16 protein-coding genes are annotated in these 22,651 nt (G+C 51.5%); 7 read left to right on the top strand and 9 right to left on the bottom strand.

The window, feature by feature from the left end:
- Positions 1–67: 67 nt before the first annotated feature.
- The gene (locus KTT_RS32355) at positions 68–481 is read right to left on the bottom strand and encodes a DUF1254 domain-containing protein (RefSeq protein WP_126601798.1); all 414 of its coding nucleotides are present in this window, start codon (positions 479–481) and stop codon (positions 68–70) included.
- A gap of 504 nt (positions 482–985) precedes the next feature.
- Between KTT_RS32355 and KTT_RS32360 the strand changes: the two genes are divergently transcribed.
- From KTT_RS32360 to KTT_RS32380, 5 genes are all read left to right on the top strand, one after another.
- Entirely contained in the window at positions 986–2,047 is a 1,062-nt protein-coding gene (locus KTT_RS32360) for a LacI family DNA-binding transcriptional regulator (RefSeq protein ID WP_126601800.1), read from the top strand.
- Positions 2,048–2,344: 297 nt separating this feature from the next.
- A complete protein-coding gene (locus KTT_RS32365; RefSeq protein ID WP_126601802.1) occupies positions 2,345–3,769 on the top strand; it encodes an ABC transporter substrate-binding protein in 1,425 nt (474 codons plus the stop codon).
- Between the two features lie 87 nt (positions 3,770–3,856).
- Positions 3,857–4,747: a carbohydrate ABC transporter permease gene (locus tag KTT_RS32370; RefSeq protein ID WP_218031065.1), complete on the top strand. Its 891-nt coding sequence runs from the start codon at positions 3,857–3,859 to the stop codon at positions 4,745–4,747.
- Positions 4,744–5,661 carry a carbohydrate ABC transporter permease gene (locus KTT_RS32375; RefSeq protein WP_218031066.1) on the top strand — a complete coding sequence of 306 codons (918 nt, stop codon included), beginning with the start codon at positions 4,744–4,746 and terminating at the stop codon, positions 5,659–5,661. The genes KTT_RS32370 and KTT_RS32375 overlap by 4 nt, the downstream gene beginning before the upstream one ends.
- A gap of 29 nt (positions 5,662–5,690) precedes the next feature.
- On the top strand, positions 5,691–7,718 hold the full coding sequence (locus tag KTT_RS32380) for a glycosyl hydrolase 2 galactose-binding domain-containing protein (RefSeq protein WP_126601804.1): 2,028 nt from the start codon (positions 5,691–5,693) through the stop codon (positions 7,716–7,718).
- Between the two features lie 95 nt (positions 7,719–7,813).
- Here KTT_RS32380 and KTT_RS32385 read toward each other — a convergent pair whose 3' ends face one another.
- On the bottom strand, positions 7,814–9,838 hold the full coding sequence (locus KTT_RS32385) for a hypothetical protein (RefSeq protein ID WP_126601806.1): 2,025 nt from the start codon (positions 9,836–9,838) through the stop codon (positions 7,814–7,816).
- Positions 9,839–10,185: 347 nt separating this feature from the next.
- Here KTT_RS32385 and KTT_RS32390 point away from each other — a divergent pair, with 347 nt between their 5' ends.
- Entirely contained in the window at positions 10,186–11,223 is a 1,038-nt protein-coding gene (locus tag KTT_RS32390) for a LacI family DNA-binding transcriptional regulator (RefSeq protein ID WP_126601809.1), read from the top strand.
- A 20-nt stretch (positions 11,224–11,243) separates the two neighbouring features.
- Here the strand turns inward: KTT_RS32390 and KTT_RS32395 are convergent, their stop codons facing one another.
- The 7 genes from KTT_RS32395 to KTT_RS32425 all read right to left on the bottom strand — a co-directional run bounded on the left by KTT_RS32395 (position 11,244) and on the right by KTT_RS32425 (position 20,445).
- Positions 11,244–12,302 (bottom strand): sodium:calcium antiporter, encoded by a 1,059-nt coding sequence (locus tag KTT_RS32395; RefSeq protein WP_126601811.1) that lies wholly within the window; start codon positions 12,300–12,302, stop codon positions 11,244–11,246.
- Between the two features lie 345 nt (positions 12,303–12,647).
- On the bottom strand, positions 12,648–14,933 hold the full coding sequence (locus tag KTT_RS32400) for an FAD-dependent oxidoreductase (protein WP_126601813.1): 2,286 nt from the start codon (positions 14,931–14,933) through the stop codon (positions 12,648–12,650).
- 17 nt (positions 14,934–14,950) lie between these two features.
- Positions 14,951–15,841 (bottom strand): carbohydrate ABC transporter permease, encoded by an 891-nt coding sequence (locus tag KTT_RS32405; RefSeq protein ID WP_126601815.1) that lies wholly within the window; start codon positions 15,839–15,841, stop codon positions 14,951–14,953.
- 15 nt (positions 15,842–15,856) lie between these two features.
- Positions 15,857–16,816 carry a carbohydrate ABC transporter permease gene (locus KTT_RS32410; protein ID WP_126601817.1) on the bottom strand — a complete coding sequence of 320 codons (960 nt, stop codon included), beginning with the start codon at positions 16,814–16,816 and terminating at the stop codon, positions 15,857–15,859.
- A 3-nt stretch (positions 16,817–16,819) separates the two neighbouring features.
- Positions 16,820–18,160: an ABC transporter substrate-binding protein gene (locus KTT_RS32415; protein WP_126601820.1), complete on the bottom strand. Its 1,341-nt coding sequence runs from the start codon at positions 18,158–18,160 to the stop codon at positions 16,820–16,822.
- A gap of 97 nt (positions 18,161–18,257) precedes the next feature.
- The gene (locus tag KTT_RS32420; RefSeq protein ID WP_126601822.1) at positions 18,258–19,280 is read right to left on the bottom strand and encodes a glycoside hydrolase family protein; all 1,023 of its coding nucleotides are present in this window, start codon (positions 19,278–19,280) and stop codon (positions 18,258–18,260) included.
- A gap of 106 nt (positions 19,281–19,386) precedes the next feature.
- Entirely contained in the window at positions 19,387–20,445 is a 1,059-nt protein-coding gene (locus KTT_RS32425; RefSeq protein WP_126601824.1) for a LacI family DNA-binding transcriptional regulator, read from the bottom strand.
- A 753-nt stretch (positions 20,446–21,198) separates the two neighbouring features.
- On the opposite strand from KTT_RS32425, the gene KTT_RS32430 reads away from it, so the two are divergent.
- Positions 21,199–22,605 carry a golvesin C-terminal-like domain-containing protein gene (locus KTT_RS32430; RefSeq protein ID WP_160146291.1) on the top strand — a complete coding sequence of 469 codons (1,407 nt, stop codon included), beginning with the start codon at positions 21,199–21,201 and terminating at the stop codon, positions 22,603–22,605.
- Positions 22,606–22,651: the final 46 nt, after the last annotated feature.

The following is a 22,651-nucleotide window of genomic DNA, read 5'->3' on the forward strand; positions in this document are numbered from 1 at the left end:
CTTTAGTCCAATGGCAGAGAAAAGGGGGCGAATCTTTCCTCTGGCAGTTCCGTCTTTCAATGGAGTGCTAGTGGCCGGATTGCCAGCGGCTCAGTGGGGTGACCTGGATCTGCTTCGCCAGCCCATAGGCGGTTGAGAGATCGCTGTCGCTCTCCACAAATGCACGACCGATAACGAGCACCGAATTGTGCGGAGAAGCAATCTGTGTTATCCCCTGCGCCCCGGCTCTTTTCCAGCCCGGCCCGCTCATGAGGTAACCGCCAGTCCTGGTTCCCGTGGTGCGTTTGCCGACGTAGGCAAAATTCGTGCCGTCCCAGGGATCAGTGAACTGCACGCTGTAGTACCGACCCGCCATGTCTGGCACGTGCAAAACCTGCGCCCCTTTAGAGAGGTTGAGTAAGCTGTCGATATAGAGCACATCGTTGGTTCCTGTTGCTAATACTGTTTTGGTGAACTTGCCATGGTTTTCCTCCTTGCGGATGCTTGTCTCCTTCCTGCTATTTTATCTTATGGACCTGTCCAGGCTCAAGAAAGCCTGTTTTTGAATAGGTGTTTGAAACGGTGCAGTGTCAGTTGTAGTGGCGCAAAGTTTCTGCCTACTCCCCAATGTACAAGCAGCAGAGATGATTCATAGAATAGGATTCCTCTGGAATCGCTAGAGACATGCACGGAATAATATTCATGAATAAATGGAATAAATTCATGAATATAAAAGAAATGGAATTAGCTGGGAATGCCTCTCCAGTCTGTAATGAAGCCTGATACAAGTCAAGATTATACATTGTTATGGGAGAGAGATTGCATAGAGCTGTGCGAAAAGCATACGAAGAGAGGGGCGTTCTCGATCAGTATGATCACGATATTGGCTCATTTTTTGAAAAAGAAAACGAATTCTATCGTTTTGGATGGTGAAGGCCTTGACTTTTGTTCCAGAAAAAGTTATAAATAAATTCATGAATATTTTAAAAGAGGGGAGTGGAGACAGTTGCCTACACAAGGACACGTAACGGTCAAAGATATTGCTCAGCATGCCTCAGTCTCAGTTGGGACGGTCTCGCGTGTTCTCAATCAGCGAGGGGGAATCAATACAGAACTTCGTGAAAGGGTGTTACGTGCCGCCGAGGAGTTAGGGTATCTTGGTATCGCGGGCCAGCCTGTTCGCCTGCGTATTACGTCGTCTCTCAAAGAAATCGTTTTCTTGCTGGCGGAGAATCGTAACGGGAGCTCGACGGATATCGATCCGTTCTGGTCTCAGATTTTGCATGGGGTGCAGCAAGAGGCAAGTAGATATGACATTAACGTACGCTATCTGGGCATAGGAACGGCCAATTCGACCCGGGACGCGCTGGAAAAATTGGAGGAGAGCGAGATACGCGCGGTATTGCTGGTGGGACCAAGTGAACCTGCGCTGATCGAGCAGCTCTATGAGGCCCGTTATCAGGTCGTTCTTGTTGATGCCTTCTCGCCGACAAGACCCGTGAGCGCGCTGGTCTCTGACGGATATGGTGGAGCGTATGAAGCTGTTTCGTACCTTGTGAGCGAGCATCACCGTGATATTGCCTTTATCGGCGGGCCTCCCATCCATGGTATTCGCGGAAGCAATAGCCTTTATCCTATTGCTCAGCGTGCCAATGGATATCGCAGTGCCTTACTTGATGCGGGTATCCCTCTACGAGAAGAGTTGCAAGAAGGATGCAACCTGACGCCGGAAGGCGGTTATCAGGCATGTTTGCGTCTTCTGGACGCTGGCGTAGCATTTAGTGCGCTTTTTTGTGCGAACGATAAAACGGCGATAGGTGCCATCAAAGCCTTGCGCGAACGAGGCATCCGTATTCCTGAAGACTGTTCGATCATTGGTTTTGATGATATCGAGCTTGCTGAACACCTTGATCCGCCACTGACTACCGTGCGTGTAGCCAGGGAAGCCTTAGGAGCCACGGCTCTGAAAATGCTCATCACGCAGGTTGGAGAGGCAGATGGGATCAAAACGACAAACTTGATGCGTGTTGAACTGATCAAACGGCAGTCTGTCAGGCCACGTACGTAAACATATTTCTTGTCACCGCATAGATTCGGATAGAAGATAGCAACGCCCTTTCGGTAGAGCATGCTATCCTTAGATGTTTGCGCCCTGCGAAGGTGAATATGTTGGAAAAAGAGCATGTTGATCTTCACAATGATCACGTGTCAGGTCCCCAAAGACAGGAAGGAGGTAGAACAGCGTAGACAATCGTGCTCTCTTCTTCTCAAGTGGTCATTCACTATATGCGATGTCGCACCATTGTTCTTTTAAGTGGTTTTGAACACATATGTTCAGTTATGAATAAGCGAAGGAGCGTTTTTCATGTTCTTATTTCGCCGTCCTCAACAGGTCAACGTGGATCAACTCGTCGAAGACTATACCACTCAAGGATTCTCCCGTCGTGTTTTTTTACAGCGTGCTACCGCCCTCGGACTGAGCTTCGGTTCTGCAACGGCCTTGCTTGCCGCCTGCGGTGAACAGCCTGGCAGTTCGGCGAGTGGCAACTCGGCGAGTGGGGGAGGGGCCACCAATCTCAAACTCATCATGCACGTCAACGCACCTGCTGTACAGGCCATGCATGACCTCAATGATGCCTTCCACAAGAAATATCCTGATATCACTGTTAGCGTATCAACAGCGCCAACCGATACGTTTGCAACCCTCCAACAGACCAGGCTTGCGGCCAAAGACGTCGATATCATCGAGGTGACGTCATTTGTCGGAGCGCTCACATCCTATACCCCAGGGCTGGAGAAACCGGGTTGGGTGAAGCAGATTGAAGCAGGCAATTATGTCGACCTGACTGGTCAACCATTTGTGAAGAATTTCAGTCCAGACGCCATCAAGAATACCTCATCTTACAATGGAAAAGTCTATTCAATACCATCGGGCAGTGCCGCATTTACTGGCGTTTTTTACAGCAAGAGTATCTTCAGCAAGTATAATCTCCAGGTTCCTACTACCTGGAGCGAACTTATGGACATCTGCCAGCACTTGCAAGGGAAGGGTGTGACTCCATTTACCATTGGACAAAAGGACGGCTGGCCAGCTGGACTCCCCAGCCAGGCTCTATTGTCAGCGATGTATCCTGATCTGCAGGCGTTCGACAAGGGGATGTGGACAAATAGCATGAAGTACACGGATCCCAGGTTTGTCCAGGTGTTACAACGCGCGCAGCAGATATGGTCGTATACCGAAAAAGGTTTTGGTGGGATCAGTTACGCGACAACTCCCGCTCGTTTTGTCGCTGGTAAGGCTGCTATGATGCCAGATGGAGTATGGACTGCGCCGTCGCTTCAACAGGCTGACTCAAGCTTTGAATTTGGCTATTTCCCGTTGCCCGGTAGTGATACCGCCAGTGAAAATGACTTCCTGGCCGGGAAATATGATATCTCCTGGGCTGTTGCTTCCAGTTCAAAGAACCAGGATGCTGCCATGAAGTGGCTGGCATTTTATTCAGACCCGGCCAATTATAGCAAGTTTATCAATGCTGATGGCCTGGTACCGGCGCAGCCCAATACACAAACAACCCCATTCCTGCAATCCATTGCCAAATGGACCAATAGCATGCGTCTGTCACCGGATCAGGTGCTGCATAATAAGCAGCATGGTGGCAAGTACACAGATTTTGTTGGCATGAGTAGCGCCCCGTGCCCAACAGTGTATCTAGCCCCTCTGGGATCGATGGACAGTCCGCAATCCCTGGCACAGAAGATGGAGTCTGATTGGCTCGCAGCGAAATCGTAAGACAGGGTGGGAGAGCGGTGAGGTGAAAGAAGACCCTCGGCCTTTCTTTCACCTCACCGCTCTCCTAACTTTAGAGGAGGTAATAGCATGAATCCCTTTGGTGGTAAACGCACCTGGTGGGTCCCCTATCTCGGAATGCTCCCCGGTGTTGCCCTGTTTGTCTTATTCTCGCTGGGCCCATCTTTATCGACGGCCGTGCTCTCTCTGACCGATATTTCCGGGGTGCCAAACGTCCCCTGGCATTTTATCGGTTTACAAAACTACATCGAGTATTTCTCCTCTGGTTCGACCCGTGATAATCTGGCCGCGCTTGAGCGGACCATCATCTTTTGTGTGTCGGTGACGATTATCCAGAACACACTCGCATTGGGAGTGGCGATACTGCTGAACACCAAATTACCAGGGCATACCTTCGTGCGTTCAGTCATCTTTATGCCGGTTGTCCTTGGTGTCACGGTTATCGGGCTGATCTGGTCCTTGATGTTTGACCCCACCGGTGGCCCGATTGCCCTGCTGCTTGGTCATTTTGGCATTACGTCCTCCTTCTTTGGTGACAATACATTGGCCTTTCCGCTGGTGATTGGCGTCCAGATCTGGTCCGCATTGGGCTACTCGATGATTATCTTTCTGGCCGGTTTACAAACGGTTCCCCCGGAACTGGGAGAAGCCGCGGTTGTGGACGGAGCCAGCATCTGGCAACGTTTTCGCAATGTGACGTATCCGCTGCTTGCCCCCAGTGTCACGATCAATATGCTGTTGGGCATTATTGGTTCCCTGCAAACCTACCAGCTCATCTATGTCTTGACTGGAGGGAATTTCAATACCAGCGTGTTGAGCTATCAGATTTTCTCGAATGGCTTTTCACAGACCCAGAGGCAAGGCTATGCTTCTGCTCTTGCGATGTTGCAATTTGTGCTGGTCGCGGCTGTGGCTTTGATCGCGCTGGCCTACTTCCGCCGGAAAGAGGTGCAACTATGAGATCGCTCGATTCTTCACCTGTTTCATTGGAATCTACGAGCCCGACCGCAGCGATGGCAACCCGTGTTCGGCGCCCGAAAACGCGCCATGTGCGCTCGCGCAAACGCATCGTCTTCTATCTTGTTGCCTATTTCATTATCGCGCTAGCGCTGTTGTTATACCTGTTTCCATTACTCTCACTGGTTAATGTTTCGCTCAAAACACCATCAGAATTTATCCTTGATCCGACAGGGTTGGCAAAAGCGTTGCACTGGCAAAATTTTGTCAACGCCTGGTCGAAAGGGAATTTTGGCGCGACGATTCTCAATAGCCTGTTGTATACGGTTGTCGCAAGCATGCTCTCAACGGTACTGGCGGTTCTGCTTGCCTTCCCTATTGCCCGAGGATATATACGCGGTAGTCGTTACTGGTATGTTTTATTCATTCTATCGCTGTTTATGCCTTCGGCGCTGATTCCACAGTTTCAGTTAATTGTACGCATCGGGCTCTATGACACACAGATTGGCTATATTCTGCTGAATGCCGCGACACTCGGGGTGGGACCATTTTTGATCATCGGCTATCTGCGTTCGATGCCCAAAGACCTGGATGAAGCTGCGGCAATCGATGGGTGCGGCTATTTCCGCTATGTGTTCACGATTGTTGTGCCACTGATCAAACCAGTGCTCGTCACCGCCTTCATTTTGCATGCGATCGGCGTCTGGAACGATATCATCGGTCCAACCATCTATCTCTCAAATGCGCAGTATAGCCCGGTAACACTGGGGCTCTTCAGTTTTTATGGACAATATGGCAATGAATGGGCGGAACTATCGGCTGCGACGTTGATCGTTGCCTTGCCGCTGATTGTGCTCTATATCGCGCTCCAACGCTACTTTATCGAGGGCGCTATGGGTGGTTCTCTCAAAAGTTAGCTGGTTTCCTAGTGTAGAAAGAAGCTTTCGTGACAAAACAGATCTATGATTTACGACAATTATCCTGGACCCTTACTGGTTGGAATCCATTTGAATGGCGCTTGCCTCGCTCAGGGAACCCGGCGACTGGCCGTGATGCGTGTATTTCTCCGGTACCCGCGCAGGTGCCCGGTTCCGTTCAGATGGCCTTATTACAGTCCCAGATCATTCCTGATTGGAATGTTGGGATGCAGGCACAGGCATGTGAATGGGTAGAAAATCGCCACTGGGTCTTTACAACGACCGTGCCGGCGGACTGGCTGCGGGGAAGGCATGTGCGCCTGCGTGCGCTGGGTCTGGATCATTCCGGTTGGTTGCTGATCAATGGGCAAGAGGTGGGCACCTTTGCCAATGCATTTGTGCCGCATGTCTTTGATCTCGATGCGTTCTTGCTGCCCAACGAAGAGGTGACCCTTAGCATTATCTTCGCCTGCCCCGCGCGCTGGCTCGGACAATTCGGCCTTACCCCGCAGATGACCTCCTGGGAGCCACGTTTCAACTATACATGGGATTGGCTGCCGCGCCTGGTCCAGATCGGGATATGGGATGATCTTTGTCTTGAAGTCTTTGATGAGTACGAAATTGCTTCTTTCCATTGTACAACCAGCGTTGAAGAGAGCACCGATGCGACTGCGCCGTTGGGCGCTGTGCGCATCTGGGGAGAGATCACTGCTCCGCGCAATGCCTCCATACACATTACGCTTTCAGAGAAAGCGGATGGGAGCGCAGCCGAAAAAACGTGTCTGTATCAACAGCGGTATCGCGCCGAGGAGTTCGCTGCTGGTATCATGAAGACGCAGCTCCCTGTCAGGCTCTGGTACCCGAACGGGTCAGGGCAGCAACCGCTCTACACCGTAGCGATTGAACTTTTCAATGAGAGCGGTGAGTGTGAAGAGCGTCTGGAGCGGCAGGTGGGCTTTAAGATCGTGAACTGGAGGCCCTGTGAAGGTTCAGTTGCCGATGCAGATCCCTGGCTCTGCGTCGTGAATCACCAGGACGTGTTTTTGCAGGGTATCAACTGGACGCCCATTCGACCCAACTTTGCCGATGTGACGCCTGATGAATACCGGCACAGGCTGCGCATCTATCGCGATATGGGCTGTAACCTTCTGCGCGTCTGGGGGGGAGCTTTTCTGGAAAAAAGCTGCTTTTATGAGCTCTGTGATGAGCTTGGTTTGCTGGTATGGCAAGAAATGCCATTGTCCTCATCTGGCGTTGACAATGCACCTCCGGAAGACGCCGCAAGTGTGCAGACGTTACAGACTATTTTGCTCTCCTATATCTCACGTCGTCAGCATCATGTGTCGTTATTGCTCTGGTGCGGTGGCAACGAATTGGAGGAAGCCGGAAGAACCGGAAAGCCGGTGAATATGACGTCGCCGTTGATTCGCTCGTTGGGTCAGATTGTAGCTGTCGCTGATCCAGGCCGGCGTTTTCTGAGTTCCTCACCCAGTGGTCCACGTTTTTCGGCGGACGAAGCACATATGGGCCAGGGATGCCACTGGGATACGCATGGACCCTGGACGGTTGAGGGTGACGTAGAAGGAGTATGGGCGCACTACTGGCAAACAGACGATTCGTTGTTTCGCTCGGAGGTGGGTGCTCCCGGAGCCAGCTCTGTGGAGCTTCTGGCAAGCGTCGCAGGTCGTGGCGCGCTGCTTCCAGTTGATTGGGACAATCCTCTCTGGCGCCGCACCAGCTGGTGGATCGAGCATCCTCAATTTGTAGAGGAATATGGGCGTGATCCCGAGACCATTGAGGAATATGTCAGCTGGAGTCAGCAGCGACAGGCGAAGGCCCTGGTGATTGCGGCCCGCGCCTGCAAGGGCCGCTTTCCACGTTGTGGCGGCTTTCTGGTCTGGATGGGACACGATGCCTTTCCTTGCGCGGCGAATACCTCTATCCTCGATTATGCTGGAGCGATGAAGCCAGCAGCGCATGAGCTAAGTACCATCTTCCATACCGATCCCCTCGCTCTTCGTGAGGAGCCTGCCGCCTCTGGCATAATTGCTGACTGACGTACGCTTCCTCTTGTGATAAGACATGAGCCACGCCGGATTATTCAATAATCCGGCGTGGCGTCACCACGACTGTCCTTTCTACCTCGGGATAGTTACTCAATGGTAATGGTGTAGTTCAATTGATTCTGCGTGGACAGCGTAAGCAGGTAGAGCGTGCGCTGTTTGTCAGCGAAGAACGAATACGTCGAGGCCGTCAGCGAAGCGGCCAGCGGCGTATCACCCCAGGAGATCGTCATCGTATGGCCGTTGCGAGCGAGACTGAAACCGGTCGCCTGCGTCTGCTGGGATTGTACCCCGAATGTTGGATGGTCTATGCTGCCGATCCAGCTGATCTGGTCATCCGGTTTGAGAACCAGGGGAAGGCGCTCGTTGAAGTTTCCACTCACCTGGGTCGAGATCTCCAGATGGCTATCCGTAAAGAACACATCTCGCGCGAACCGCTGATCAGGAGTCGTGTAGTGAACGGTAAAGGCTTCCCCAGCCCCCAGGTGTGCTGGATCGACCGGGTGGGTGCTCTGCCCATGGAAGTACGTCGCATTCAAGAAGTTCGCCGCATCCATCTGGAAGGTGGACGTACCGGGCGTACCGACAGCTGTAGACCAGACCAGATCGTTGACCAGGTTGCGGCTATGGATCAGCGAACCCATCTGGGGATGCCAGAGGAATGAAAGGCCATTGCGTTTGGGTAATTGTGGTGCGGTCCCCTTGCCGAGGGCCATCCCCATATAATAGGAGGGCCGACGAACGAAGAGGAACTCGAAGTCCCTGGGGGTATCAACGCGATATTCCGTAAAACGCTGCTGCCGCATGTACGCAAGTGAGGCGATGGCTGCCTCTTTCTCTCTGCTGTCTGGTTCGCTTTCACGGAAGAACGGCAGGTTGAAATTGGTCATATCCATATACTGGCATTGTGGATACGGCTTGATATTGGACCATGAGCCCTGGGCCCATGCCTGGCGGGCCGCATCACGTTCCTGGGCCGTAGGACGATATGCCGCCGCCTGAGGGATATAGCGTGGCCAGAGCAGATTCGCATCATCCTTTGACGTATCACCGGGGGAAGCCAGCTGGTAGGGGAATCCATAGCGGTCACAGATCGACTCATCAATGAGAAATCCAGCGCCATCGGGTTCCCAGAGGAAGTTATATTGGAGCCAGTCAAAGAACTGCTGGTGCATCTGCAATTCATCGGCATAGGGCAGCGCTTCATAGCGCAGGGCCAGCATCGGGCTGAGCACCTGGAAGGAATACGGATGGTCGACCTCATTGGCCTCAAAGTAGAATCCAGCCTGGCTCTGGGCGTTGGCATGGAAGAAGCGTTGTCGTTCCAGCAGGCGCGCTTCCAGTGCTGGATCGCGAAACCTGGGTAGGAGGTTCGTCACACCCAGGAGCCCGCCATTGATCTGGTTGGAAAATTTGAGGCCATTGACCCAGGGGATCGGATTGTTGGGATCAAGCAACCAGTCCGTCGCTCTCCGTAACGCGTTGACAACCTGGTCATAGAGCGTGGCATCGATGCCTGGTCCCTGATCCAGGTAGCGCAAGGCAAGGCTAAAGTGAAAGAGCGAGAAACCTGTTGCGGCAAGTGAATGCTCGTCGGGAGTATACTCCGGAAAGGAACCATCATCGTGCTGGAGCGTGAGCCAGTAGGAAAAGGCGGCCTCTAATCGCTGCCTGAGTGCCGTATTGCCGTAATATGGATTCCAGGGGCGCTTGACTGAGTAAAAATAGGCCATCACCAGCGCTGGTTCTTGTTGGCGCGTATTGCCCGGCACGCCTGATCCTCCACGATAGAGTGTATTGATATAGCCATAGGTTGCTGCGTGCTGGTCATCGACACTATTGGCTATATAGGAGAGCGTGGCGAGGTGTGGGGCGAAGCGCTGTTCATCTGGAGCAAAGGTGGTAAGTGATATCGTAGCAGGCTGAATATCTGGAACAGGGGGTAATGGTTGGGTACCCTGTGCGTGAGCCTTCCCTGTTCCTGTGAAGACGAGCGATCCTCCTATTGCGAGGGCCGCCGTCGTCGCACCTGCACGTTCTAGAAACGCGCGACGGGGAAAACGCTGCATTGGCCACAACTGCTGACTCTTCTGAGCATCATTGCTTTCTGCCATAAGATGAAACCTTCCTTGTTCGTACTACTAAATGCGCCAGTTTCAACGTGGCTCAGGACGGTGTTTTCTTTGCCTATCAGTTGCTCTCCCTGCTCGCTGATCCTCGGGTCACGTCGTCGTTGATGCCTCACCATGTTCTACTTTAGAGTGCAAATCATGCAAAGAAACAGCATTAATGTGCACGAGCATTCTGGCTATGAAAGCAAAAGATAACGTTTACTCCTCTAAAATACCATGAAAAAGGGAAGTTAGTCAAGCTTTTTATGCCCATATTTTGCTTGCATTTAATGCAAAAATAAAGTAAAATTTTGCACAAGGAGAGCAAGCATAATGGCAGTGGAGTACCTATGAGTAGAACACATCAGCGGGTCAGGCTCAGTGATATTGCAACGGCAGCGAGCACATCCATCAGTACGGTTTCTCGCGTGTTGAACGACATTGAGACGGTGAGCATTAGCCAGGAAGTAAAGGATCGTGTCCTCAAAGCGGCGAGGAGCCTGGGGTATCAGGGAAAAAGCAACCGGCTGGAGAGCATCAATCTTTTCATCAGCGCGGTAGAAAAGTATGCTTCGCAGGATCTCTTCCATGCGGATATCATGGCCGGGGTTGAGGCCGAGTGCCGCAGGCATGATATTCGTTTGAGCTATACACTGGTAGAACCGGGAACGTATCGTACGTTTTTTGTCCTGGAAAAAGTTCGTCAGAGTGGTTCTGCGGGGCTGATCTTTCTGTCTGCATTTGAGCCGCACGTCCTTGCCAGTGCCCAGGCGCTGAATCCTCGCATGGTCTTACTCAATGGAGATTATAAAGACCTGGCAATCGATGATTTCTTGCCAGATAATGATGGGGGTGCACGGCTTGCCATGAGGTACTTGCTTGAGCATGGTCATCGCCATATTCTCTGTATTACTCGTTGTGGTCGAGCTACGATTGATCGTCGGCATCGCGCCTATCGAGAAGTGCTAGAAGAGGCCGGATATGACTATAATCCCGCGCTCGTTGTAGACACCCGCCTCTGGCTCGATGATGTTTATGAGCGTCTCAAAATATTTCTCATGGCTCCTCATCCACCATTTACGGCTATTTTTTGTGGGAGCGATCTGGCCGCCATCGGCGCCGCCCGTGCATTGCAAGAACGAGGGTTGCGTATTCCCCAGGATATCTCTCTCATCGGTTTTGATGATATCTCGGTGGCCGCGTTTATGACGCCTCCTCTCACGACGGTTCGTATTGAACGTGAACTATTGGGAAGGATGGCCGTGCGTCGTTTGATCGAACGGTATACCGAACCGACCTTACCATCCATACGGCTTGAACTGCGCTGCTGCCTTGTCGAAAGGCAGTCAGTCGCAAATAGAAGCAGTAGAGGGAATGGGGCAATGTGAGGAAGAGGTTGCGGTCTTCCTCATGAAAGCGTTGCAATCGCGAACAGTCCTGCAATGCCAAGAATGTAGAGCACCAGCACTACCAGTGAGTCGATGCCCATATGGAGAATCTGTTTCTTGGGTCGAAAGATCAGCCCATAGAGATAGACTGTTGTAAGCAGAATACCCAGTCCGGCTAAATAGATATCGGTATTCTTCGCCTGTGGCAGAATAGCCTGACCCGAGAGCAGGGTTGCCACGAGAAAGAGAACGGGTAAGAAGGCATTGCCACCGAAGATATCACTGAAGGCAAGGTTATATGCGCCTGCCTTCACAGAGGCCAGGCCGGTAGACAATTCGGGCAGTGAGGTTGCAGCTGCTAACACCGTGCTTCCAAAGAGAACGCCGCTGAGCCCGATGTGAGTCGCGATGGCATCACCACTCTCTTCAAGGATGACACCGGCTACGAGTGTGACGACTGCCGCAACGGCAAAAACGATGATCACCCGTGCATTGCCCCACTTTTGTGTTGTACCTTGCGTCTTCTCTCCCCTCTTCTTGTGAAGTGTATCTGGCGCCTGCCCTTTCTCTTGCCAGGGCAGATCCGTACGAGCCTTGCCCAGGAGCCAGATGCCAATGACCCATAGAATGGCAATAAGAAGCGCTCCCGGCGCGACGTGCGCAAAAATAAGCGATCCTGGCATCTGTGTGCCCATGATAGAGACAATCAAGACGGCAATAACCAGTATTCCTTCAAGCACAAGCTCCAGCGAGGCGGCGGTATAGCTTAGTGCGTCTTGTCGCCACAGACCGAAAATGTCAAGCAGTACCAGAACGACGGTTTGTATACCGATCCCACCAAGAATATTGCCGATGGCAATGCCCAGATTATGAGAGAGGGCAGCGCTAAACGTGATAGCAATTTCAGGCAGATTCGTGGCAACTGCCAGCAGGATGAGCCCGCCAAGAGCCTGCCCCAGTTTGAAACGTGATGATAGAACGTCAGTGGTATTGGAGAGCTGGATGCCAGCCACCCAAACAGCTACGGCCGCAACTGCAAAGATAAGCAAGAGTGCAAACAATGGTAAGGAATGAAACATATCTGTACCTCATCTCGAAGATTGTTAGTGTAGTTATACACGTTGCTGGTTAAGATATCGTTAGAATACCGTGTGGGAACGCTGCGTCCGAGCCCCTCTACGTGCTTCCCCACCAGATCAAGCGTCACCCCAGACTGAACCACCGTTGGAGACCAACCGAAATACGATTTGAGGTCGCCTGCATTCAGAAAGTTCTCAATAAAACCAGCGGCAGTCTGGATGAGCCCGATCCCTGGCAATTGGACGATGTGCTCCTCACGCGTTTGCGTAATAATTGTGGTGTTGATCCGAAAACATGGAGGTACAGAACTTGGATGCCAGGGCTTGTGTACAACCAGCACGTTGTTACATGCTCACCACCCAGGGTTGCTCATAGCAACGCATAGCAAATACTGCCGCCGGAACGTTTCCATGACTGGCTAGCACCTCCAAAGATAGCTGGTCTGTAGAGATGGGAGTATCAAAAACGATCGTATTACGCGTCTGATAATTGTGATCTCGCTCCTCTAGAATCTTGCCTTGCTGATCACGTAATCGATAGTGCTTCACACAAAATGGAATAGCCCTTTCCGCATGGGTCTTCAAGACGGATTCCATCGCATGGTCGCTATCTGTATCAAAGACCAGGTCAACCTGGGCAATACGCTGCTGGGTTTCCCAGCGCACACTCAAACAGGGTTGGGGATCCTCAAGAGCCGCTACCCAGGCATTGGCTTCAACCGTTGGTCGATCGTTCCCATTGGCGATCAGCCGGGCCTGAAAATTCGTAAGCGGAGGCTCGATAGTGATCGCTAGATTTTGACCATGCGGCCGACGTGAAGGGCACCAGAACTCAAAGGCTTCGATCCCGATATCCTCTGGTGGACTCTGAACATCTCTCTGCTCAAGTGCAAGTAAGCCAGTGAAGCGCTGCAGGCTCGTATGAACAGCGATATGCTCATTCTGGAGCAAACAAAAGAAAACATAGCGATTGGTATCAATGTGGGTTGAACACGGAATAGCTACCCGTTGCTTTTTCCCCTCCGCGAGCTCAATCGCGTGCTTTTCCAGCACAACGTCTGGCGTATAGTTGGAGGGACGATCGCTGGTCCGTACCTCGACCTGAAGGGTAGTCGCGTGCGATACATCAAGGAGGAAGGATACTGTAGGAAGTGTTCCCGAAGTGACTGGGAGCATTTGAGCGCGTGAACGAGTTAACGGCTCAACCGGGCCACCTTTCTCAATCTCTGCCAATACCAGGCTGCTTGAAGCACAGATTGTTCCCTGTGCAACCAGATCAGATGGATCATGGAGAGCAAGACCCGGCAGGTATTGTCCGCGCCGTAGCAGTTCTCTCTGCAGATGCTGGATACGCGCTTCCTCACCGATCTGTGCCGGCAGTAACCCTTCACGCCGACAGAGCGCGGCTGCCATGCCAACAGCCTGCGCGGAATGGGCGCAGGTCGCCATCACCCGCGTAGAGCCAAAGGCGACGTGAGAGGCACTGATACTACGTCCGGCGAAGAACAGATTCTGAATATCCTTACTATATAGACAGCGATACGGAATCTGATAGACACCACGTGCGTGCCACTGGTTACACCCCGGCCGCTCACTGAAAATGCCGTCGGCCGGATGCAGATCAATCGACCAGCCACCAAAGCCAACAACGTCTTTATACTCACGTTGTTCAACAATATCCTGCTGACACAACATATAAGGACCCTCAAAGCGGCGACTCTCACGCTTCCCCGGCAGCATACCGACCCACTCCAGCGTCAATGTTTCTGCCTCAGGAAATTGTCCAGAATTTTTAATATAATCCCAGATACCATACACGATACGCCAGAGCTCCCATTTAATTTTTTCTGTATCATGCACCGTATCAAGTCGCCCACCATATTCAATCCACCACAAATTACAACCATATTCATTGCTCTTAAATTGCTGATAACGCGGTATCTGTGTAATATCTTTTAGCGCATAACTGGGAGGAATAAAGTGGACCGGTTTTCCTGTATCCTTGCTATAAAAATATAATGAATGGCCCAGTAACTCACCATATTCTTTACTGGGAGCAAACTTCTCATCAAACTCACTACGAGCCTCAGCCCCCATGCGAAAGGCGGCTCCGGCTAAAAAGCTCAGGATGCCATCGCCTGAAGCATCACAAAAAAGCGGAGCCCAGACGGTGTACATCGTTGAGTTCTGGCTACAGAAGGCGCGCACACCACGAATGCGATCAGGAGCATCTTTCTCAATATCGATTAAGGCCGTATTGAGTAGCAGGGTAATGTTGGGCTCATTGACAACGGCATCCAGTATAATGGTATCAAAGATATGTGGATTTCCTTCGGGATTGCGATACAGATTTTCCACCAGGAGCTCATCAATGACTCCTCCTTCGCGCGACCAGCGATTGTTGTTATTCATATGCGATGTCGCGCCCAATACCCAGAGCCGTACCTCGCTGGATGCGTTTCCTCCCAGCACAGGTCGATCCTGAATAAGCACAACCTGCAATCCCGCGCGTGCCGCGGTAATGGCACAACAGGTTCCTGAGAGTCCTCCTCCGATGATAACAAGATCAGAGGTAACGCGCTGATTTTGGAGCGAGCGCCCCCGTGTTGTTGCATCACTTTTTACGAACATGAAACCTCCAGACATATCTATCCTTTGAGTCCAGTGCTGCTGAGCGCCTGGATAAATTGCCGCTGCATCACCAGGACGACGGCGAAGATAGGCAGGGTAGCAGAGACGGCTCCAGCCATCGTTAAGGCAGCGCTAAAACCGCCGCTTTCATCAACATAACTGGTTAAACCCAGCGGAATAGTAAAATGGCTCTCCGTGGTTAGCATGACCAGCGGTGTCTCGTAATCATTCCAACTGCTCACAAAGGCCAGGATAGCTAGCGTGGCAAGTGCCGGTTTCGCTAATGGGAGAATAAGACGCCAGTAGATCGTCCATTCGCTGGCCCCATCAAGCCGGGCCGCATCACTAAATTCCTCAGGGATCGCGAGGAAAAACTGCCGCAGCAGAAATGTTCCAAAGGCTGTGAAGATACCAGGCAAGATGAGCGCCCACAGCGTATCGTAAATGCCTAACTGCTGAAAAAGGATAAACCGTGGAACGAGTAAGAGCTGAAACGGGATAATCAGGGTGCTGATATAGAGCAAGAACAGGGTGTTGCGACCACGAAATGAGAGGCGAGCAAAGCCATAAGCCGCCAGCGATGATGTCAGCAGTTCACCCAGCACGCGCGCTCCTGCGACCAGCAGTGAGTTCCCCAAATAGCGCGTCAGAGCGTGTGCTCCCGTCCAGACGACGACATAATTTGTCAGCTCCAGTGGATTGGGGAGCCACTGAATAGGAACGCTGAAAACATCAATTTCTCGCTTCAATGAGGCGATAATCATCCACAGAAATGGCAGCACAAACATGATCGCCAATAACCACATCAGCGAGCCGACAAAAAACCAGTAGATGCGCTCACGTCGTTGCCAGGTCCAACGCGATTTGCCGCTAGATCTCGATTGGGTTTGAAACAGGGGCAGATTCATCAGTTCATCCTCCTTTTATGCCGACGGGGACCGACGTTGTTGAGAAAACCAGAAGACCAGCGTGAGCACGAAGACCAGCAAGAACATGACCCAGGCCATGGCTGATGCATAGCCGTACCGGTAAAACTGGAAGGCATTCTGATAAATGTAGTACGAGGCGACCGTCGTTGCATGGCCCGGACCCCCCTGCGTCATCAAATTGATCAAGCCGAAGCCTTGTGATGAGCTGATAAATCCGGTGACGAAGAGGAAGAAGATGGATGGCCGTAAAAAGGGGAGCGCCACATAATAAAAGCGCATCCAGTTGTTGGCCCCATCAATACGAGCGGCATCATAGAGTTCCTGTGGCACATCCTGCAAAGCCGCCAGATAGATAATCGAGTTATAGCCAGCACTCGACCAGACCGCGAGCATGATCAAGGCCGGCAACGCCCATTCAGAGGAGATAATCCAGCCCGGTGGATTGCTCACTCCCAGGTTTTTCAACACGACATTGATCGGGCCAGCGGTAGGATGGTAGAGCAGGAGCCAGACCGTCGCGATGGCGACCGTGTTGGCAAAATAGGGAATGAAAAACGCAACTCTGAGTATACCCCGCCCGGGAATGGGTCCGTTGAGTGCCAGTGCGATAAGCAGTCCCAGCAGCAGGCTTAAAGGAAGACTCGCTCCTACATAGATCAGTGTCGTTCGCACGCTCTCCCAAAAGTTGGGATCTTGCAGCAGGTTGCTAAAGTTCGTCAACCCGACCCAGGTGATGCCGCCGGTGCCTGAAACAATATCCCAGCGAGCAAAAGCGATGACCAGGGAAAAGAGCAACGGCAACAGCGTAAAAATAGCAAAGCCCAGGAAATTGGGCGCGATAAACAGGTAGCCTATCCATGAAGATGAACTGGTGCGCCGACGAATTTGCCGGCGCGGATCGGAAGAGGTCCTTGTCTCTTCAGGCGTTACTTCAAGAGATAGCGGCGTATTCATAAGCTAGTTCCCCGCGTTTCGGATCGCTGTATCGCTCTGCTGTTTGACGTTGCTTACCCACGTATCGATATTGATCTCCCCGATCAAGTAGCGGTCCGTCTGATCTTGCAAGATTTTTGTGATTTCGGCCGAGGCGGTTGAGATTGTTGGCACGCTGTATTTCGCAGGGGTGTCAAAGTGCAGGCGTTTATACGACTCGACATCAAAAACCTGATCCTTTTTCGGACCGAGGATACCATTGATACTGGTATTTACATCGGTACCAGGGAAGGCTGGAATTCTGCCGCTAGGGATCATGTATTTTGCCCCATCGGTCAGATGATAGCGCAAAAAGGTCCAGGCTGCCTCTTTATTTTGCGACCGCGTATTCAGATGGATCCAACTCCCCAGGCCGCCTGGTGAATATGGCTGATCAACACCGGTCGGCGTTGGGATGGGAGCAAACGCCGTGACAAAATCATGGGGATAATTGGTCGTATCAGCAATGTAGCGTATCCAGGTGCCCTGAGCATATCCCATCAACACCTGCCCTTTTAAATAGGTGCTCTGAGAATAGACACGCAAGTTCTGCGCCATCACCTCGGTCCAGGGGAACGCGCTTTTTTCGACAATCATATTGCGGTGCAACTCAAGCGATTGCCTGAAAATCGGATCGTCAAAGTTGGATGTATGCGCATCCTTGTAGTTGGCGTTGGCCCCATATTTGGCAAACGCCAGGTCGGGCGTATCAAAGGTGCCATAGACGTTCTTGCCAGAGACCTCTTTGGCGATAGCATGAAACTCATCAACCGTCCACTGCTGAGGCATCTTAATGCCAGTCTTTTCCAGCAACGTCTTATTTAAGAAATAGCCGCCCGTATCTGTCGCAGTTGGCAGGCCAAAATAGGTGCCTTTGACTTTGACAATCCCCTGTGTACTATCAACCCACTGCTTGACCTCTTTATCCTGCGCGATATAGGACGAAAGATCCTGCGAGGCTCCAGCATCAATACGTTTGAACATGTAAGCGGGAACATAGTCGACAAAGACATCGACTAATCCATTCGCGCTCAAAGCTGTGTCAAGCTTGACATTCCCTGGCGCATCATTGACATAGCGGGTATAAATAACTTTTATGTCGGGATGAAGCTTGTTAAAGGCCGCAACCAGATCATTTGGCCCTTTATCAGCTGGAACGCCGCCCCAGAAATGCACGGTAACCGGGCCCGCGCTTTTGGCGGGTGCGCCTCCACAAGCTGCTAATAGAGAAGCGGTGGCCGCGGTGCCAAGCACTCCTCCTAAAAAAGTACGGCGATTCATCTGGCCAGAAAATAATGAAGTAACTTTTGGTTGGTCGAGTGTCATCTTAGACTCTCCTTCTCGCTTCCCGGCTGTCTGCGGGAAAACATCTTTCTACCGGCGCAAAAATAAACAGATGTCATACTTACAACAGGTTACGATGTTACGTGGGCATTAACAGTGGTATGCGTAAACTATACGGCTGGGAATCAGCGGCCTCTCGAACCGCGCAGATAAGGACGCGGGGCATCCCATCCTCAAACCAGATCTGTGGCCGCTCGATTCTCTCAACTGACTGACTCTGACCATCTTGCCACCGGATCTCGCGACGAAATGCCAGAGCAGGTTGGGCAGGCTGCCAGTTAATACCATCGCTCGATTGCAATAAGGCGACCGATCCTCTCTGATCATGAGTGAAATAGCCATGAAAATCTTTTATCAGGCAATAGTACGTTCCAGATTGATACCAGATAAATGGATCTTCAACGGCCCAGCTTTCCATTGGATGAGCAATAGCAGGCTCGGGTTGCTTATAAAATGGTCCAAGTGGATGCTTGGCGGTTGCTATGCCTGCGACAACATCACCTCCTTTAGGAAGCGGTCCCAGACCGACTCCTTTGTACATCATCAAAATTGCGCCATCGGGTGTCTCACAGCAGCTTGGATTACTGGTAACAAGAGCATCCCAGGATGTGGAGGATGTCTCAACCACTGGCTGTGCCGCACGTATCCAGGGGCCCGCCGGGGTATCCGCAACAGCAACGCCGATACGCTGATTATTCCGATAGCGCCACCAGAGGTCTGAAGACGGCTCTGCCTCTGCTGAATGCTGGACCACAGGCCCGTGGGTCCCCATGTAGTAAAGGTAATACTTGCCTCGCCAGTGAATGATAGTGGGATTATGCGACACCTGGTCCCAGACCTCGTCTCGTCTGTATGGCAAGGTCACTCCTTGAAAGGTAAAGGTGCCAAAGAGCGAGGGCGAGGTCGCGTAGGCAATCTCTGAATGGGTCACCCAGGCTTCAAACCCCATGTGTTGGGGCCAGCGGGCGAAAAAAAGATAATACAGGCCATCGGCATCGCGTGTCAGGCAACCACACCACACATACCAGCCAGGCATGCTGAACCGGGCTGTTTCCGGCGCGGCCTGTAGCCAATCGTTAAAAGGTGCTACTGGTTGCTCCATATCCTGACCAGGCTCCTTTCAGTACATGTTGTCATCATGTATGGACGTATTGATAACGCTTTATGACTATAGTCTCGTAACAAATGAGAAGCAAAGATAAGAATGCTTAAATAGCTTTTCGCGCGTGGGATGCTCTCATAATCAGCCTCATCGGCACCACTATACGTAATGCATATTCGTTCTGATGTGTTAACAGGGCTAACAGGCGCTGGGCCGCGATTTCACCCATCCGTTGCCAATCCAGATGAATTGTCGATAATGGAGGTGTCGTAAATTGCGCGATTGGCTCGTCGTAACATCCCATGATAGAGAGCTGCTCGGGGACCGCGATACCGGCTTCTTGCAGCGCATAGAGCCCTCCTAAAGCAAGCAGGTCAGAAGCATAAATAATAGCGCTAAAATCGGCTTCAGCTTTTCGTGCCAGTAGCTTCTGGGTCGCTTGATATCCATCATGAGGAGTGAAATCTTCCGCGGAAATAACCAGTTGCTCATGATAGCAATCACCAGACTGACACAGGCCAAGCTGATATCCCGAAAGCTTATCCTGGCTCGTCGTCGTTGTCACAGGGCCATTAACGAACGCAATCTGATGATGGTCATTCTGGACCAGAACCTTCATCGCTTCCACAAAACCGGAGAGATAGTCTCCCTGTACGCAGTTCACCATGCGTATACCAAGGTGAGCGCCCACCAGCACAAAAGGCACATTGGCTTCCTCTAATGTATCAATCACACTGGCGGCAACCATTCCACCGACAATGATGACTCCCTTTGCCTGAGCTAAAAGAGCGAGATCTTCAGGCGTGGGAGCCTCTAACCTGATACGCTGGATCGTCATCAGGGTATTGGAACGCTGGCAGACCAGCTCTATTCCATTGCATACAACAGGGCCGAAACTTGAGAATTGCCGATTATCTTCATTCCCCTGCCTGTATGGCGTGTCCTGAAGAATCTGTACCCCACTGACGGCAACCGTGATGGCATGGTTAGTGGCAGAGTTTTGCCCCAGGCTAGCAAAGTTTAATGGGTAGCCAAACTCTTTCAGGACTGCCATGACTTCTTCGCGCGTCTTTGCATCCACGGTAGGATGATTGTTAATCACGCGTGAGACTGTTGACAGTGAGACATGAGCTCGTTCAGCAATATCTCGCAATTTGATGCGCATAGAATGTGTTCCAATCTGTGCGAAATGGTGCACTGCTGTTATTTATTGTTAAGTATAGAGAAAGAAAAATTTTTTTTCAATCCTTTCGCAAAATCTGCAAAAAAATTTCAATGATGTTGTTTGAGAATGTGCTTTGCTCTCGTCGTATAGGGGGACGTGAGCGCCTCCGCACGGGCGGCCGCTATGCGGCCGCACTTTTTTTTATGGTGGGGCATGGGGCGCTGTAGCGCCCCATGCCCCACCATATGGAAAGGAGGTGAGCGTGCTGAAGCCAGAGACCCATATGGAAAGGAGGTGAGCGTGCTGAAGCCAGCGGCCCATATGGAAAGGAGGTGAGCGTGCTGAAGCCAGAGGCCCATATGGAAAGGAGGTGAGCGTGCTGAAGCCAGAGGCCCATATGGAAAGGAGGTGAGCGTGCTGAAACCAGAAACCTATGAGGAAAGAAGACGCGTACAACGCCCAGACAACTTCTGGTGCTGCCGCACCCTTTTTGCGTGTTGGTACATGAGGGGCGCATCCGCGCCCCTCATGTACCAACAATTATATGACCTGCGAGCACCGCGGGTGCGAAAAGCCAGGTACACGCTGAAAAAATATTGCAGTTTTTTCTATAGCATTGCGCAAAAATATTTCTACCAGGTATACTCGTGTGGAAAGTTGTTTCATATTTCTTGCCGCATAGAGCAAAAGATACGTGCTCAACTTGTGTTTATCATTTGAGTGATGTTCATTTTCATGGAGGAAAAGGACGACATGATGAGATTACAGCACTGCTACCGTATTACCGATCTTCGTAGCACCAGTCTCGCGAGCATCATAGCTCAGACCCGGCAACGGTGGAGGCCTGTATTGGTGGGGCTTTTGCTCTTGGTTCTAATCAGCGGTACACTATTTTTCGGCCCGGTGCTGATTAGCCATGCCTCGCCACCGTCTCCAACCAGCTACTATCACCTGGCATTCTCTGATGATTTCAGCGGCACCAACACAGATCTGGAAAAAAATTGGACCTATCGTCTTGGAAAGCGTACGTTCTCCTATGCAGATGGCACCACACATACTTCCATTCAACAGGCAAGCAATGTTGTCGAGGGCGGCGGCTTGCTGACCATCAATCTGACCAAAGATCCCACCAAGGCAAATACATACTATGCAGGTGGAGTTATCACCAAACAGCGTTTCCGCTATGGATACTATGAAGTCCAGGCGAAAAGCACTGCGCAAGCTGGCTGGCACCCCGCTTTCTGGCGCATACACAGTGATGGCAGTGCTGACAGCAGCGGCAATACCATTCTGACATGTCCTACTATGGAGATTGATGGCTTCGAATTTAACACTTACTCCAATAGCCTGGCTGATCAGAATTTTTATGAACATGCTGCTGACGGATCGTGCCCCTCTATCTACAGCGTGCAAAGCGGTAACTATACTCTGAAAGATGCAACTGGTACAGCTATCGATGAGACAGCCTGGCATACATATGGCTTTACCTATAATGAGAGCGGTATGAGCTTCTATGTCGATAACGTCTTGCAGAAAACGCTCTCGTCGCAAGCGCTCTCTGCCAGTTACCGCACCGATTGTACGATCAGCTCACTGGTCTCCACCAATCCAAATGCTGGCAGCTGTCCTCCTATCCAGGACTTTACGCAAGTCTGGCTCAGCTGCATTCAGTATGGGCAAACAGTTGGTACAACGCCGACCAGTATACAATTTCGCAATTTCAAGTATTATCAAAAGGACTACTACGTAGATAACGATAGTGCTAGCAGCGACTTTGGTCCTTCCGATGGTACATACAGCGAGACTGGTGTCTGGACGACAAGCTCCCTGGCTGGATTTGGCGAGTCAAGCTCGCGTTATTCTAATACCAACAACGCAACCGCGAACTGGAAACTGACGCTTCCCTCAGGAACAACCGGCAGTTATGATGTTTACCTGTATATTGTTGCCAATAGCAACAATGATACCGCTGGAAAGGTTCAGTTTAATCACGGAGGCACCATTGAACCAACGCAGACCATCAATTTTGCCGCCACCCCAGGTGGCTGGCTCAAAATCGGAACGTATAACCTCCTGGGGGGAGAAGTAGAGAGTGTAACGCTTACGCAAACGAACAGCTATGCTCGTGCAGACTCCATCAAATTGGTACGTGTAGGTTAATCGCGCATTGACAAAAGGCGAGTTAGCCTTTGTCAAGGAGGAGTTG

Origin of the sequence: Dictyobacter aurantiacus (assembly GCF_003967515.1) — a bacterium.
Lineage (GTDB): Bacteria > Chloroflexota > Ktedonobacteria > Ktedonobacterales > Ktedonobacteraceae > Dictyobacter > Dictyobacter aurantiacus.